Source organism: Veillonella sp. AF36-20BH (assembly GCF_003602765.1).
Taxonomy (GTDB): domain Bacteria; phylum Bacillota; class Negativicutes; order Veillonellales; family Veillonellaceae; genus Veillonella; species Veillonella hominis.
Genome location: NZ_QTLR01000003.1, coordinates 19,074 through 35,773 on the forward strand (window position 1 = coordinate 19,074; position 16,700 = coordinate 35,773).

At 38.4% G+C, this 16,700-nt stretch carries 18 protein-coding genes; all 18 read right to left on the bottom strand.

From position 1 onward, the window contains the following. Nucleotides 1-8: 8 nt before the first annotated feature. Nucleotides 9-578, bottom strand: a complete 570-nt coding sequence (locus tag DW000_RS04385) for an outer membrane beta-barrel protein (protein ID WP_004696198.1) — start codon at nt 576-578, stop codon at nt 9-11. Nucleotides 579-658: 80 nt separating this feature from the next. Then, the gene (gene ftsZ, locus DW000_RS04390; protein ID WP_004697140.1) at nt 659-1,699 is read right to left on the bottom strand and encodes a cell division protein FtsZ; all 1,041 of its coding nucleotides are present in this window, start codon (nt 1,697-1,699) and stop codon (nt 659-661) included. Between the two features lie 138 nt (nt 1,700-1,837). After that, complete coding sequence (locus tag DW000_RS04395; RefSeq protein WP_004696202.1) at nt 1,838-2,182, bottom strand: small basic family protein; 345 nt, start codon at nt 2,180-2,182, stop codon at nt 1,838-1,840. After that, nucleotides 2,179-2,874, bottom strand: coding sequence for a DUF881 domain-containing protein (locus DW000_RS04400; RefSeq protein WP_042986433.1), 696 nt, complete (start codon nt 2,872-2,874; stop codon nt 2,179-2,181). Before DW000_RS04400 ends, DW000_RS04395 begins: the two co-directional genes overlap by 4 nt. After that, the gene (locus DW000_RS04405) at nt 2,875-3,756 is read right to left on the bottom strand and encodes an FtsQ-type POTRA domain-containing protein (RefSeq protein ID WP_120055307.1); all 882 of its coding nucleotides are present in this window, start codon (nt 3,754-3,756) and stop codon (nt 2,875-2,877) included. 28 nt (nt 3,757-3,784) lie between these two features. Next, nucleotides 3,785-4,717 carry a D-alanine--D-alanine ligase gene (locus DW000_RS04410; protein ID WP_120055309.1) on the bottom strand — a complete coding sequence of 311 codons (933 nt, stop codon included), beginning with the start codon at nt 4,715-4,717 and terminating at the stop codon, nt 3,785-3,787. Beyond that, nucleotides 4,714-6,096: a UDP-N-acetylmuramate--L-alanine ligase gene (gene murC, locus DW000_RS04415; protein ID WP_008601228.1), complete on the bottom strand. Its 1,383-nt coding sequence runs from the start codon at nt 6,094-6,096 to the stop codon at nt 4,714-4,716. The genes DW000_RS04410 and murC overlap by 4 nt, the downstream gene beginning before the upstream one ends. A 14-nt stretch (nt 6,097-6,110) precedes the next feature. Further along, nucleotides 6,111-7,220 (bottom strand): undecaprenyldiphospho-muramoylpentapeptide beta-N-acetylglucosaminyltransferase, encoded by a 1,110-nt coding sequence (murG, locus tag DW000_RS04420; protein ID WP_021148272.1) that lies wholly within the window; start codon nt 7,218-7,220, stop codon nt 6,111-6,113. Beyond that, nucleotides 7,220-8,590, bottom strand: coding sequence for a UDP-N-acetylmuramoyl-L-alanine--D-glutamate ligase (gene murD / locus DW000_RS04425; RefSeq protein ID WP_021148273.1), 1,371 nt, complete (start codon nt 8,588-8,590; stop codon nt 7,220-7,222). The genes murG and murD overlap by 1 nt, the downstream gene beginning before the upstream one ends. An 83-nt stretch (nt 8,591-8,673) precedes the next feature. Beyond that, the gene (gene mraY / locus DW000_RS04430) at nt 8,674-9,660 is read right to left on the bottom strand and encodes a phospho-N-acetylmuramoyl-pentapeptide-transferase (protein WP_008601232.1); all 987 of its coding nucleotides are present in this window, start codon (nt 9,658-9,660) and stop codon (nt 8,674-8,676) included. Between the two features lie 56 nt (nt 9,661-9,716). Next, nucleotides 9,717-11,075 (bottom strand): UDP-N-acetylmuramoyl-tripeptide--D-alanyl-D-alanine ligase, encoded by a 1,359-nt coding sequence (gene murF, locus DW000_RS04435; RefSeq protein WP_120055311.1) that lies wholly within the window; start codon nt 11,073-11,075, stop codon nt 9,717-9,719. Nucleotide 11,076: 1 nt separating this feature from the next. Then, a complete protein-coding gene (locus DW000_RS04440) occupies nt 11,077-12,561 on the bottom strand; it encodes a UDP-N-acetylmuramoyl-L-alanyl-D-glutamate--2,6-diaminopimelate ligase (RefSeq protein WP_120055313.1) in 1,485 nt (494 codons plus the stop codon). A gap of 55 nt (nt 12,562-12,616) precedes the next feature. Further along, the gene (ftsL, locus tag DW000_RS04445; protein WP_004697156.1) at nt 12,617-13,021 is read right to left on the bottom strand and encodes a cell division protein FtsL; all 405 of its coding nucleotides are present in this window, start codon (nt 13,019-13,021) and stop codon (nt 12,617-12,619) included. Nucleotides 13,022-13,042: 21 nt separating this feature from the next. Further along, nucleotides 13,043-13,975 (bottom strand): 16S rRNA (cytosine(1402)-N(4))-methyltransferase RsmH, encoded by a 933-nt coding sequence (gene rsmH / locus DW000_RS04450; protein ID WP_120055315.1) that lies wholly within the window; start codon nt 13,973-13,975, stop codon nt 13,043-13,045. A gap of 9 nt (nt 13,976-13,984) precedes the next feature. Beyond that, nucleotides 13,985-14,416, bottom strand: coding sequence for a division/cell wall cluster transcriptional repressor MraZ (mraZ, locus tag DW000_RS04455; protein ID WP_004696227.1), 432 nt, complete (start codon nt 14,414-14,416; stop codon nt 13,985-13,987). A gap of 402 nt (nt 14,417-14,818) precedes the next feature. After that, nucleotides 14,819-15,139 carry a thioredoxin gene (gene trxA, locus DW000_RS04460; protein WP_004696229.1) on the bottom strand — a complete coding sequence of 107 codons (321 nt, stop codon included), beginning with the start codon at nt 15,137-15,139 and terminating at the stop codon, nt 14,819-14,821. A gap of 9 nt (nt 15,140-15,148) precedes the next feature. Then, nucleotides 15,149-15,523 carry a CoA-binding protein gene (locus DW000_RS04465; RefSeq protein ID WP_120055317.1) on the bottom strand — a complete coding sequence of 125 codons (375 nt, stop codon included), beginning with the start codon at nt 15,521-15,523 and terminating at the stop codon, nt 15,149-15,151. A gap of 132 nt (nt 15,524-15,655) precedes the next feature. After that, nucleotides 15,656-16,630 carry a tRNA glutamyl-Q(34) synthetase GluQRS gene (gene gluQRS, locus DW000_RS04470; RefSeq protein WP_120055319.1) on the bottom strand — a complete coding sequence of 325 codons (975 nt, stop codon included), beginning with the start codon at nt 16,628-16,630 and terminating at the stop codon, nt 15,656-15,658. Nucleotides 16,631-16,700: the final 70 nt, after the last annotated feature.

Consider the following 16,700-nt stretch of genomic DNA (forward strand, 5'->3'; position numbering starts at 1 on the left):
CATCATCCTTAGAAGGAATAGCCTACACCAGCGTGTAAACCTTTTGCAGTTTTATCATTGCTATCTACACTATATTTATCATAGCCATAGTATACATTCAAATCTACATCAGGGCGTACTTCATATTGAGCACCTACTTGATAAGTTTGCTTAATATCATTACCCCAACCAGCCTTAGCAAAGCCGTTTACTTTATTAGTCAAAGGTACATGACCGATAACACCAGCTTGGAAACCAAGTTCAGTATCATTTGTACGAATCGCAGTACCTGCACCATATAAATTTACATTTGGATGTACTTTATAAACCAATGCTAATTGATGATCTTTAATATCACCATTTTTTGCATTTAATTTATCGTAAGAGTATTGTAATGCGGCTTTATTGGAAAGGTCGTGTTGTAAAGAAACACCGAAACCATCATTACTATTGCCGCCACCATTAGATACGTGTTGTTTAAAAGCATAATCAGCTTGTACCTTAGTGGATCCATCACTAATTTTCGTTACAGGAGCTGCAGCAAATGCACTACCGGCTACAACTGTAGCTGCTAAAGTTAATAATACTAATTTCTTCATTTTTACCTCCTATACACATACCAACGGTATGTCTTAATAAGTTACTAATCAATAGGTATAGTAATTATACAATCTATAAATTAGCGTTTCATGAATACAGGGATATCAGGGATACCACTGTTAGTATTTGTAGTGGATGCCGGACGGGATGTAGTTGTTGTTTTACCGAATTCAGGTACATTCTTAGTATTTGAATTAAAACCAGTTGCCACAACAGTAATTTGAACTGTATCGCCTAAGCTTTCATCGATAACGGAACCGAAGATAATATTTGCATCAGGATCCGCCGCTTCAGAAATAATTTCGGCAGCTTCATTAATTTCAAACAAGCTTAAGTTAGCACTACCAGAAATATTGAGTAAGATGCCTTTTGCACCATCGATAGATGTTTCCAACAATGGGCTATTAATAGCCATTTTAGCTGCGTCAGCAGCGCGGTTTTCACCTTCGCCAACGCCAATCCCCATCAATGCTTCGCCTTGTTCAGTCATGATAGTTTTAACATCTGCAAAATCAAGATTGATCAAGCCAGGAACTTGAATCAAGTCTGAAATGCCCTTGATACCTTGGCGAAGTACATCATCAGCTGTACGGAATGCATCGCTTAAGGAACATTTTTTATCTACAACTTGCAACAATTTATCATTAGGAATAACGATAATAGTATCTACTTTTTGAGTCAAGAATTCAATGCCTTTTTCCGCTTGTGCACGACGGCGTTTACCTTCAAAAGCGAACGGTTTAGTAACGACACCGACTGTCAATGCACCGATTTCTTTAGCACATTCTGCAACGATAGGAGCAGCACCTGTACCAGTACCACCACCCATACCAGCAGTTACGAATACCATATCAGCACCTTCAAGAGCTTTTATAATTTCTTCGCGGCTTTCTTGAGCAGCCTCTTCACCGATTTGTGGATTTGCGCCTGCACCAAGACCTTTTGTAACCTTCTCGCCAATTTGGATCGTTACATCCGCTTTAGATAATTCAAGCACTTGGCTTTCAGTATTAGCGGATAAAAATTGAACACCTTTAAGATCGCTATCTACCATGCGATTAACAGCGTTATTACCGCCGCCACCAACACCGATAACTTTAATATTTGCAAAATCAGACATTGAACTTCCTCCTCTTATCGTTATCTATCGTATCAATATACGTCCCAATGTATCGATTTATATACTGACAATCTTATAACAATTACATTTATTTTACACTAAAATTTAAAAACTTTCCACTATATAGAATGTGATTTATTAGAATCGCTTAGTCATAATAATCTTGCGTATAGCGCCTACATTAATAAATACATGCAATCCAAAGCCAATAAGAGCTACGTAATATAGGTTAATTCCTATGAGGTCACCTACATATACAAGAATAACAGCTAACACAACATTTGAAAAGAACCCAAGCACAAAATTACTAAGATCAAAGGTTCGTTCCAATGCAGCTCGGCTACCACCAAATACAGCATCTAGTGCAGCCAGAACAGCAACTGATGTGTAATTTGCATAACTTATAGGTATATGAAATGGTGAAAGCCACCCTAATGTAGTACCTACAATTAAACCAACAATGGCAAAGATATAAATATTCATTCTTTACCTCCTGTTTCATTAGGCTTTATATGCTCTTCTCTGAAGGTTCCTGTAAAAGCTGGAATAGCTAATTCATTTTCTTCCTTTATGGTTACCTTTATGCCCCAGTGTTTCAAGGAATCTACCACACCGCCTCGCATGGTGAGCGCAGAATTTAATGTTTTTGGATCACCAATCGCTTTAACTGTAAAAGGAGCCCCAAAAACCTTACCATTCACAGTAATAGTTGGACCAGAGCATCGTATTTCAGAAGTTCCTATGAGACGTTGATCATTGATAGCTATCGCCTCAGCCCCACCAGCTCGTAATTCATTAACAATACGTAAAATATCTTCATCATGAATTACATATAAATTAGGATTTTCACCACTTTGAATTGGCTTTAAGCTATCCTCGATTAATACACTAACACCCGTACCTTTAACATTTGTTAAAGCAGCTTTCATCATCAACTGTTCGTCTGCTTTAACATTGCCAGTAGCACCAGACTGTTTAAGCTCTTCTATTTGTTTTAACAATGCATCACGTTCACTTTGGGCCTCTCGCAATTGTACAGCTAAATCACCAGCTCGTTGTAAACGGATATTTTCTTCTATATTATCTTGAGTCATCTTATATTGGGTGACAACCATGAAACCCAATATACAGCTGACTAAGGCTATTGCCCACCGTTCGTGTCTCACGACAATCATCTACCTTTTATCTTCAACATGACCTTGCTTATCTTGTTTTTTATCATCCTTCTTAGTAGATGAATCTTCTGTATTCTTTGTTCCAGGCTGATGCTTTTTAACTTCCGGTATTACATCAGTTTTTATATATGGCGATGAAACATTAACATCTATATATTGTACATTGCTATGTGTTGTCTTAATATCTTGTAACATGGACTGAGTTAACTCAGCTTTTTTAGGTAAGTCTTTACTATCCCCTAATCTAATTTGCACCCCCGATACGGTATAAGCCATTATTGCATCAGGATCTCCTATATTGACTTCTGCAATATTCTTGAATGTGCTCTCATCAAGAGAGTTTAAGTATTCAAGAGCCGCCAAAATGGGCTTATCCACAACGGTATCACCTAACAAAATATTTCCCGCCTTAACGCCTGATATCATTGGTACCGACGTATCTTGTATTGCAGGCTCTGATGCAATCACTTGACCTTTACTGTCAAGTGTTAAATAACCAAACTGAGCTGGTACAACTGCAACAGCCTTGCGTTCTATGACACGTACAACCATTGTAAATGGTAATTGATAACTAATTTGGGCCTCTTCAACCCGTAAGTCTTTCGCCAATCTAGTTTTTAATTTCTCTGTACTAATTTGCAATATATTTACAGGTTCATGAATATCCCCTGCTACCATTACATCTTGTACAGTTACCTTATCCGATCCTATAATTTTTAAGGATCCAAAAGGAATAGGTAGTGTAAACAATCCCACCAACACGAGAGTAACTGCACCACCGATTTTTAACACTCGTTTTCTAAATACAGCCCGTTCATCTTGAACAGGTGTAGAAGACTGCATCTCCCCAGAGTTGGATGGATGGTATTGCTTATCATCCATAGATAACTCCTTATGTTCTATTCAGCCCTTAAAATTTCCCTATACTAGCTGTTAATAGAATCTTTTCACATAATGTTGGAAAGTCAATTCCCATTTCTTTAGCTGCCTTTGGTACTAAAGACGTTGCCGTCATACCTGGCACAGTATTGTATTCTAGAACATACATATTATCTGCATGATCTGTCATAATATCAACACGAATAACCCCACTGCCTTGTACTTCGCGATACACAAGTTCCCCTATGCGTTGCATTTCAGCAGTCATTTCTTCACTAATAGGCGCAGGTACTAAATATTCTGTAGCACCTACAGTATATTTACTGGTATAGTCATACTCACCAGAATGTGGACGGATTTCAATTACTGACAATGCCTTCCCGTCAAGAACGGATACTGTAAATTCGCGACCATCAAGAAATTGCTCTACTACAAGAATCGGATCATATTTTAGCGCTTCTGTAACAGCAGCCTCCAATTGTGCCTCATCACGAACGATGGTAACGCCAATACTAGAGCCTTGAGTAGCAGATTTCACCACTACAGGAATCGTAAACTGTTTACGAATATGTCCTATAATGGCTTCTGCAGATTCTAAATTACCATTAAAGGATTCAGAAGTAGCTGTTGGAATATTAGCCCCTTTGAAAACATCTTTGCTTACTTTTTTATTCATTCCTACCGCATGAGCCATGATGCCCGATCCAGTATATGGAATTTCTGCCATTTCAAGTAAGCCTTGTAATGCACCATCTTCACCATAACGACCGTGAATTGCATTAAATACAATCTCTCCACCTAAGGATTCAATGTCTCTTAAAACAGTACGAGGATTAAGTTCTAATGTTTGGGCATTATACCCTTTACTTTCGAGTGCTTCCGCAATAGCAGCGCCAGTACGACGAGATACTTCAGCCTCTTTGGAAGGGCCACCCATCAATACGATTATTTTTCTATCTTTCATTGTAAGCCTTCCTCCAATATAGCTAATAATTTAGGTCCATATTGATTAATAGAACCGGCACCCATTGTGATAACCAGATCATTAGGTCGCACAATTTTTGCCAATACAGCCGGTATATCATCAACAGATGGTACATAATGTACAACCTTATTTGTAGCAGCTTCAACAGCGTCAGGAATAGTACGTCCATCGATACCTGCAATCGGATCTTCACCAGAACTGTAAATATCTGTCATATATATTTCATCAGCACTTGTAAAAGCAGTGGCAAATTCATCTTTCAACAAGCTTGTACGTGTATACCGATGCGGTTGAAACACACAAATAACGCGATGTTTTTCAAGTTCTTTTGCTGCTCTTAAGGTCGCTTTAATTTCTGTTGGATGATGTGCATAATCATCGACAACCCAGACGCCAGCAACATGACCTTTTGTTTCAAAACGTCGTTTTGCACCGATAAATTTACCTAACGCTTTTGTAATAAAGCGATTTTCTACACCGCAACATTCATGAGCCACAATAAAGGCTGCCAATGAGTTTAATACATTATGTTCTCCAGGCACGCGCAAGCTGATACGGCTTATATTAATACCTTTATGATATACATCATATACCAAGGAAGAGTCCACATAATGAATATTTTTTGCTACATAATCATTATTATCCTCTAAGCCATACGTAATAAAAGTACGTTTTACGCGGCTCATAACATAACGAATATTTTCATTATCACCACATACTATAGCCTTGCCTGCTTCTGGTAACGTTTCGACGAACTCACAGAAAGCGTTTAACAAGTTATCCATAGTCTTATAATGATCCATATGATCATCTTCAATATTAGTTATAACGATAGTATGTGGATGCAATTTTAAAAATGAACCATCGCTCTCATCCGCTTCCACAACTGAAAAATGGCCTTTCCCAAGGCAACTGCTACCTTTGAGATAATCTACTTCGCCACCGATAATTACCGTAGGGTCCGCATTAGCCTCCACTAAAATTTGTCCAATCATTGAAGTTGTAGATGTTTTACCATGCGCACCAGCTACTGCGATACCATCTGTTACATCTAATACAGCCTTTACAATATCAGAACGATGTAAAATGGTAATCCCTTGCTCTTTAGCGGCAACAATTTCAGGATTGTCTTCACGAATCGCTGTAGAACGAACTATGGCATCAACACCATTTACATATTCTTTATTATGACCGATATGCACCGTGGCACCCATATCTCTAAACTTAGAAATTACTGCAGATTCAGCAATATCTGAACCAGATACATCATAACCTTTTTGAATCAAAATATTCGCTATCGCACGCATACCAGATCCACCAATACCGATAAGGTGAATTTTGTGAATACCGTCTAACATAAAACCTCTCCTTGTTACTTTGCAATAGATAAAGCTAATTTTGCAATATCATGAGCCGCATTCGGTTTCCCCAATTGCAATGCTCGGTCTCCCATTTGTGCCAACAAATCACGGTTGGCCATAAACATCTCGATTTCCCCTATTAAATCGTGAGCACTCAACATTTTATCTACAATCATATGCGCCGCCCCTTCTTGTACAAAGATACGTGCATTATAGGTTTGATGATCTTCCGCTGCGTATGGATACGGTATCAATACGGATGGAATACCGCGAACTGCTAATTCTGCAAGACCTATAGCACCAGATCTAAATACTGCTAAATCGGCTGCTGCTAGTGCTTTTGGCATATCATGTAAATACGGCAAAATCAAAGATGAACTACCTAAACCATCCCCATCGGTAATACCCAATTGGGATAAAACAGATTCATATTCTCCGTTTCCCGTAATATGGATTAATTTAATACCTTTCACACCTTGGAAGTGTTTATGTACATCTATCATAGCATTGTTAATAGTTCTCGCCCCTCGAGAACCTCCAGCTATGAGTACTGTAAAGGTATCATCACTTAAATTGAAATAGTTACGTCCCGCTGTTCTCGAATCAACTAGCACATCTGGACGAACAGGATTCCCTGTATAGACTACGCGCTTTGCTTTAGAAAACGATGCTTCTGCATCCTTATAGCCTAGGGCTACCACATCAACAAAACGACTCAGAATTTTATTAGTAATGCCTGCTATGACATTCTGTTCTTGAATTATAGTAGGAATATTATGTAATGCTGCAGCCAAGAGAACAGGCCCACATACATAACCACCAGTACCAATAACCACATCAGGTTTAAACTTACAAACTATGGCATTAGCTTTTACAATGCCTAAAGCAGTTTTACCTAATGTAACTAATGTACCTAACGATAATTGACGCTGCAAGCCTTGCACAGGAATCGTAGTAAACTCTATCCCCTCTTTAGGAACTAATGTAGCCTCGAGACCTTGCTTGGTACCAACATATAACACCTTTGCATCAGGATTTTGTTTCATAATTTCCTTATATATAGTTATTGCTGGATATATATGTCCACCAGTGCCACCACCTGAAATAATAACACGTTTCATTAATGGTGTCCTCCCTCTTGCAACATATGAACACAACGTTTAAAGTCATCTCCACGCTCTTCAAAACAGCTGTACCAATCAAAGCTTGAGCAAGCCGGAGATAATAGCACAATATCGCCAGTCTCTGCCAATTTATAGCCTTGTTCTACGGCTTCTTTCATGGATAAAGCACGATAAATCGGCTTCACACCAGCCTCTTTTGCAGCCGTCTCAAAACGATCTGCTGCTTCCCCCATGAAAATAACAGCTTTAGTCTTCTCCTTAACTAACTCCATGAAGTCTTCTAAAGGCGTCATTTTATCATGACCACCAGCTAATAGAATAACTTGTTGATCAAAGGATTCTAATGCTTTAACCACAGAATCTACATTAGTCGCTTTAGAATCATTATAAAATGTAATACTATCAATCGTCTTAACGCGTTCTAAACGATGTTCAACGCCATGGAACTCACTAATAATACGATGAATTGTTTCTACAGGTACGCCCAATGCATGAGATAAAGCAATAACGGTCAATATGTTTTCAATATTATGACTGCCTGGAATATGAATATCTTCATTTCCAATAACAAATTTTGCTACCCCATCTTTAGCAATATAACATTGCCCATCAGCATAATAAGCGCCATTCTCTACGGCTTTTTTTTGACTAATTTTTAGAATATGACTAGGCGCACGATGTTCCATATCAGCTACAACGGGATCATCTATATTCAACACTAAATAATCTGTACTTAATTGATTTTCAAAGATGCGTTCCTTCGCAGCAATATAGTTTTCCATCGTCTTATGACGAGCTAAGTGATCTGGAGTAATATTGAGCATAATAGCCCCAATAGGCCTAAAATGCTTGATTGTCTCTAATTGATAACTAGATAATTCAGCTACTAAAAAACCGTCTGCAGGCATAGAATACGCCACTTCACTAAGAGAATCACCAATATTTCCACCGACGTGGACTGGTTTTCCAGAGCCTTCTAGTACTTTAGTTAATAAGGTTGTTGTCGTAGTCTTACCATTTGTACCAGTAACAGCTACGATAGGTGATTTAGATACTTCATAAGCTAATTCTACTTCGCTGACCACGTCAATACCACGGGCCTGTGCTGCTTTTACAATCGGAATGTCTAAAGAAATACCTGGAGAAATAACGATACGATCCACGCCATCTAGCAAGGATTCATCTTGACGCCCTGTAATAATATTTACCCCTGCCGCAACGAGTCGTTTCTCCTCAGCCGTAGGCAGTGTCATAGGCTTATAATCATTTAACACAACATGCGCACCCACTTGGGCTAATACCCAAGAGGCACCTATACCGCTAGCTCCAGCGCCAAGAACAAGTATATGTTTATCTCCATATTCCATCTATATCACCTAAATTATTTATAAAATTAATGTATCCTATCTAATAAGCATACCATTATTTACAACTTCCGTTAAGTATTATCTTATAAAGTTATAGTCGCTAAAAGTACACCAATAATGGCTAAAACAGCGCCACCAAACCAGAAACGATTAACAACTGTTTGTTCTGCCCATCCGGAAAGTTCAAAATGGTGATGAATAGGACTCATCTTAAATACACGCACACCACGTGTTTTGAAAGAAATAACTTGAATAATAACAGATAATGCTTCCATAACAAAAATGCCACCAATCACCACAAGTAGCAATTCTGTTTTAGTTAAAATAGCCATTGCTGCAAAAGCACCACCTAATGCCAAAGAGCCTGTATCCCCCATGAATACTTTTGCAGGGTTCACATTATATACCAAAAAGCCAAGACATACAGCTGCTATTATAGCGCCGAAGTACGCAACACTTTCAGCACCAATAGAATTTGTCATCGATGCAGCCATCAAACCAATAACAGAGAATGCTATCGCCGCCACTGCTGATGTACCACCAGCAAGACCATCAAGACCATCTGTTAAATTTACTGCATTTGTAGCTCCTACAATAATCAAAAATGCCAATACATAATAACCCCATCCCAATTGTAATTGTGTATCTACAACAGGAATCCATAATGTGGTAGGAACAACCATAATCTCAGTAATGCAATAACAGAATACGGCAGCCAATATAAATTGTCCAAGTAATTTTTGCTTCGCTGTTAAACCAAGATTGCGTTTTTTTACAGCTTTTACAAAATCATCAAAAAAACCTAATAAACAATGACCCAGTGTTAAAAATAATAACATTCCTGTGCCCACATTCCATGGTGCAAACAATGCCACGCCAATAATAAGGGCCACCATCATGAAAGCACCACCCATTGTTGGCGTACCGGCTTTTGCTTGATGACTTTCAGGGCCTTCTTCACGAATACTTTGTTGTGCGTGCAAAGAACGCAACATAGGAATAGCAATTTTACCTAGCACTACCGTAATGATGAAAGTCGCTACGAAGGCTAATAGAATGTGATTTATCATATGAATCCTCTACTTATTAATAAATAGGACGGCTAGATATAACTAGCCGTTACCTATTATTCTCGATCCTTTAATTCTTCAACAACGCGCTCCATTCGTAAACCACGGGAACCTTTCACAAGAATAACATCCCCTTTTTCACGAATATCACTATATGCGTTGGCCATTTCTAAATGGCTGTTACAACGGAATGTAGTTAAACCTGCTTTTTTTGATTCCTTTGCAATGAAGGCAGCAGCATCACCAAAGGTGAATACAACACTATAACCCTCTTCAGCAAGCAAATGACCGATTTCACGATGTGCTTCTTCAGAGAAGTCGCCGAGCTCGAGCATATCGCCTAGCATCGCAATTTTACGCTTACCTTCTAATTGACCAAGTGCTTTAATAGCTTCTGCCATGGATGACGGGTTTGCATTATAAGCATCATTTAAGATAACAATATCTTCAAATGGGACGATTTCTTGACGCATTGGAGTTCCACTAAACTCACTCAAACCTTTGCGAATTGTGTTAGATTTAATGCCTAGCACTCGACCTGCAACGATAGCCGCCAATGCATCATATACATTGTGTTCACCAATCATAGGCAAAAAGATATCAAAAACTTCATCATAACACTTACAAGTGAACTTAATACCGTCTTTTTTATAGCGCAGATGGCTACCAATACAAGTAGCATTCCGTTCAATACCATAGGTAATTGTTTTACCCTTAGCTAAACGATCCATAGCTTTTACATATGGATCATCTTCATTAAGGATAGCCACACTATTTTCAGGCAAGCAACGAATCAACTCACCTTTCGCTTCAGCAATGGCTTCGCGAGAACCTAAAAGCTCGATATGACTAGTACCAACATTAGTAATAATCCCCATCGTTGGTTCTGCAATCAAGGCCAGTTCTTCGATTTGTCCGAGCCCACGCATACCCATTTCAACAACACAGGCTTCATGCTCAGCGGTCAAACGTAACAAGGTTTTTGGCAAGCCAATTTCATTATTAAAATTTTTCTCAGTTTTTAATACATTAAATTCTGTGCCAAGTACGGCTGCCACCATTTCTTTTGTTGTTGTCTTACCAGAGGAACCAGTAATAGCAACTACAGGAATATCAAAGCGGCGACGATGATATCGTGCTAAGTTTTGATATGCTACCAAAGTATTGTCTACCTCGATGCAAGCAATACCTTCTACAGAACGTCCTTTTTCAACGATAGCCCCTGTAGCACCTTTTTCGATAGCCGCATTGATAAAATCATGGCCATCAAAGGTATCACCTTTTAAGGCTACAAATAAAAAGCCTGATTCAATAGTTCTTGTATCAGTAGATACATCTAAAAACTTAATATTGTCGGTATGTGCACTCGTCCCCTGTGTGGCTTCCAGTACTTGAGACAATGTAAATTCTGCCATATTAGATCTCCTTGAGGGCTGCTCGCGCCTCTTCACGATCATCAAAATGAATCGTTTTATCCTTTAAGATTTGGTAATCCTCATGCCCCTTACCTGCAATGAGTACAATATCCCCAGGTTTTGCATGTTGTATTGCATGTTGAATCGCTTCTCGACGATCAACGATAACTTCATAGTGAGTTCCTTCTCGAAGGCCGTCTTTAACGCCGACTTCCACATCTTTAACAATTTGTACAGGATCCTCTGTACGTGGATTATCAGATGTAACATACACAACATCACCGTATTGTGCCGCAATGCGTCCCATAATAGGACGTTTCGTTGCATCTCGGTCACCGCCACAGCCAAAGACTACAATAATACGATTTTCTTGAATAGCCTTTGCTGTTTGTAAAATATTTTCTAACCCATCTGGTGTATGTGCATAGTCTACAACAACAGCAAATGGTTGACCTTCTTCAATCAATTCAAAACGACCAGGTACAGCACTAAATGTTTTCAACGCTTTATCGATGTCTTCCATGGAAATACCTTCTAATAGGCAGGCACCAATAGCTGCTAATGTATTATACACATTAAACAAGCCAGTCGTATTCATTGCAACTGTATAATCATGACCATCATAAGATACAGTATAACAGCTAGACTTTGGCGTCATATCTACGTCATGAGCATTCAATGTGCCGCTACCATCAATACTATAGGTAATGATAGGGGCTGTAGTTTTTTCAACAACCCGATGCCCATAGGTATCATCGATATTGATAACAGCACCTTTACCAGATTTTATTTGGTTTGATTTGCTAACTTGTTCAAATAGTTTACATTTAGCTGCCAAGTAATTCTCAAATGTTTTGTGAAAATCTAAATGATCTTGTGTAAGATTTGTGAATACAGCCGTATCATACTCAACACCAGATACGCGTCCTAAAGCCAACGCATGAGAAGATACTTCCATTACACAATGTGTAACACCCTCTTCTACCATTTGATGCAAAATATGTTGTAAATCCACTACGTCAGGAGTCGTATTATGAATCGGATATGATGTATCACCAATCATGATATGAACAGTACCAATCACACCGACCTTATGACCTTGAGCTTTCAAAATATGACGAATCATATGAGTTGTAGTCGTTTTACCATTAGTACCAGTGACACCAATCATGCGCATGGAATTGGCTGGATAATCAAAAAAGTATGGCACACAGGCCATCATAGCCGCACGTGTATCTTCAACAGTGATAACACAAACGTCACTACTTATCTCAACAGGTTTAGATACTAATACGGCTACTGCCCCAGCCTCAACAGCTTTATTAACATAGTCATGTCCATCGACAGTAGCACCATCTAAAGCAATAAATAAACTACCTGCTTTTACAGCACGAGAATCAGCGGTTACATCTAAAATTTCAACAGCTGTATTACCTTCTACATGCGGTGCATGTAAGGTTTTTACTATATCTTGTAAGTGTTTCATATACAATCTCCTTTACACGCAAAGGAAAGCAGCCCAATACGAGCTGCTTCGCCTGCTAGTCTATAATTTGCTGTTTCTCTTGTACATTACGTTCAGTAACAGCGCTTTTTGTGCTATAAACAAAAGAATCAGGCAAAACCATTCCTAGTTGTTCTTCTGCGATTTGTTGGATACGTACAGGAGACTTCAAGGAAGCCACTTCAACGTCCAATGCATCGTTATCTTTTGTTAATTGTACTACAGCTTGCTGTGTTTTAACTACCTCATAGCCCAACTTTGTACTGTATGCATTCATAACCATCATGATAAGTAAGCATGCAACTAATGCAGCAATACCATATACAACTTGCCACATCATAGGGCTTAAATCTAAAGCTACGTTTGCACTACGTCTTCTCCCTTGTGCAATGACCAACATATCACCTTTTACTTGGCCCACAACAGCCTTTCTCGCTAACATAACACTTAACCCCTTCCAAATCTACGACTTTACTGCTACGCGCAATTTAGCGCTTCTAGCTCTCGGATTAACTTCAATCTCCCCTATACTTGGCTCTATAGCCTTATTCTTTGCCTTTACAACTGCCTTGTGATTACAAACACACACAGGCAATTGTGGAGGACATATACATGCAGTACTTAACTCTTTAAAAGTTTGCTTTGTAATTCGATCTTCCAAGGAGTGGAATGTAATAACTCCAATCTTTCCCTTTGGTTTTAACATCGATACAGCATCTACAAAACTATCATGCAAAATTGCTAATTCTCTATTTACTTCAATACGTATGGCCTGAAACGTCCGTTTTGCCGGATGAGGTCCATCTTGTCGCGCCTTTGCAGGTATTGCATTCTTAATAATTCTAACTAACTCACCAGTAGTAGTAATTCTTTTTTCTTGACGTGCTTCAACAATAAACTCGACAATTCGTTTAGCCCATCGTTCTTCCCCATAATCGCGGATAATTTGCAGTAATTGTTCACTGTCATATTCATTGACAATTTCCTCTGCCGTGAGAGGTGCATCTTTATCCATTCGCATATCAAGAGGTCCATCATTCATATATGAAAAACCTCGTTCAGGAGTATCTAGTTGATAGCTGGATACACCAAGATCAAATATAAAACCATCGACTTCATAAATGCCCGCATTTTGGAGGGCTTCTTTTAAGTTAGAAAAGTTTGTAGGTATCGTTAACACCTGACATTTCAAATCAGATAAACGCTGTCGAGCTACACTCAAAGCATCTTCATCTTGATCTAAACCTATAATCATGCCTTCTGGATCTAGCATCTCGCCCACTGCATGAGCATGTCCTGCCCCACCAAGGGTACAGTCCACATAAATGCCTTTTGGATTAGTTACGACGGAGTCCACCGTTTCACGTAAGAGTACGCTAGTATGATTAAATTCCATCATAGCCTCCTATAACATAATCCCTTCAAGCCCTTCAACTAATTCTTCCATACTTTCAGCCACTTGCTCATCATAGAAATCGTATTTTTCACGGCTCCAAATTTCAACGTGGTCTCCAGCACCTACAATAACAGCCTGTTTATCAAGGCTTGCATATTCACGTAATGGTACAGGAATGAGGACACGACCTTGTTTATCATATTCAAGTTCAGCGGCACTACCAAAAACAAAACGTTTTAAAGCACGCACGCTAGCTTTAGTGGAGGATTGTGATTGTAAAGCAGTAGAAATTTTTTTCCATGCCTCTTCGGTGTAAATAGCCAAGCAGTTATCTAGGCCTTTTGTAACGATGCACAAATCGCCTAGTTGTTCACGTATTTTAGCAGGTATAATCATCCGCCCTTTTGTATCAATGGTGTGATTATATTCGCCCATGAACATATGTATCACCGCCTTTACTATTTCTTATCCACCACTATATGGTAAATTCTACCACAATTCCCCACCTTTCACAACAAAAAATCCATTTTTATCCCACTTTTTTATATTTTTCTTGTTTAATCTCTATTTTTCTCCTCTTTTCTACAATACATATGTTCGATTAAATATTAAAAAATAAACAATTTAAACCACTCTCCACCACAATTGCGTAATGTCACTCCTTAAATGGACATAAACCCCACTTTTAGATGTATTATGTTTAGCAATTCAATATATTATGTTTAGTAACGCATAAACGTTAAATATATTTAGGTCTATATTAAAAAAGCAAAAAAACCTCATCAATGTACAACACATACATTGATGAGGTTTTCCTCTATTTATATAATTTTAATTATAGTATCAGAATTTAGATTCGATAGCCGCTTGAAGATCGCCTTTAGGCAAGAAACCAATTTTACGGTCTACTACTTCACCATCTTTTAGAATAACGAATGTAGGCAATACTTCAACTTGTAAGTTACGTGCTAATTCTGGTTCTTCATCAGCGTTTACTTTTACAAAGTTAGCTTTACCTTCAAGCTCACCTGCAATTTCTTCAATGATTGGCATCATACGTACGCAATAACCGCACCATGGAGCCCAGAAGTCAACAACAGTAACACCACCTTGGTTTACTAAATCTTGATATTCAGCAGTTTTTAAATCTTTTAATTCGCTCATTGTACCCTCCTACGGTAATTGAACTAATACACAATCTTGAATGACATGCAGATCTAAAGCATGTGCTTTTTCAACAACAGATGGTTTATCCGCCCCCGGTTGCAACCACACAACAGAAATGCCAAGTTCTTTGCATTCATCAAGTGCAGCTAACCCCGCTACTTCTGGTACAACAAAATCTACCACAGCAGGCACAACGGGAAGTGCAGAAAGACTAGAGTAACAAGTGTCTCCATCTATTTCTGCAATATTAGGATTGACTGGATATACTTCATATCCGTGATCTTTAAGACATTTATAAATCTTATAACCGAACTTCTCGGTTTTATGGGTAGCTCCAATAACGGCCCATACTTTTTGATCTAAAGCTTGTTGAATTGTCATTTCGACCACCTCTTATATACTATTATAAATAAATATCGAATATTGTCAATATATTATATCGAATTATATAGTTGAAGAATTATTCTCTTTTAGCAAACATCCTATAACATAAATCAATACTATTTTATTACTCTATTCTTTAATTTGTATCTCAATCGTTTTCTGACTAAGACTAGGTACATTTAAATCAATCTCAATTAATTCAGATAAACTGATTTCTCTACGACTTAATGTATGAGCTTCAACTAACCCCCCTACAATAGCCAGCTCACCTAAAATCCTATTAGGAGACCATTGATTTTCACGTAATTCACGAATAGTAATACTCTTTTGTCGCTTAGATAATCTATGCCCTTCAGAATCAATTAATAATGGAGCATGCCCATAAGAAGGTAGTTGTATATTTTTAGATTTGAAACTGGTTTGTAATGTTCTATATAAATATATTTGCTGCCCTGTAGTCTCTAGTAAATCGTCTCCACGAATGACCTCCGTTATCCCCATAGCAATATCATCCAGTACAACAGCTAAATTATAGGCATACATACCGTCACCACGACGCAATACATAATCATCTAATTCACCTTCCAAATGAATATGTTGAAAGCCTTGCCAACAATCTACGAAATCTATATCACAGGAATTAACGGCTAAACGCAAAGATGGCTCCTTAGACATCATAAACTCTTTTATCAATTTATCCTCTAGATGACGGCAACGGCCATCATATCGATGTACTACCTCTCCTACATGGGGCGCCGAAGCAATAGAATGCAGTCTCGTGCGATTACAAAAGCAAGGATAAATTAGTTTTTCTGATGCAAGATGTTCTAATATATCTCCATAAAATGCTTGTCGTTCACTTTGCCAATATGTTGATTCTGAGCCACCAACGCGAGGTCCTTCATCCCATTCAAATCCTAGCCACTCTAAATCATCTAATAGAGCTTCCCCTAACTCACGTTTAGAGCGTTGGATGTCTATATCCTCCATTCGCACAACATACTGCCCTTTTTGTTGCTTCGTAGAAATATAAGATAAGAGGGCTATCCATACATTTCCGAGATGGATATATCCTGTGGGGCTTGGAGCAAATCGACCTTTCATGATGCCCTCCTACAGTACAAAACAAGTGGCATATCCCGTAAACTTACACAGAATATGCCACTATAAATAA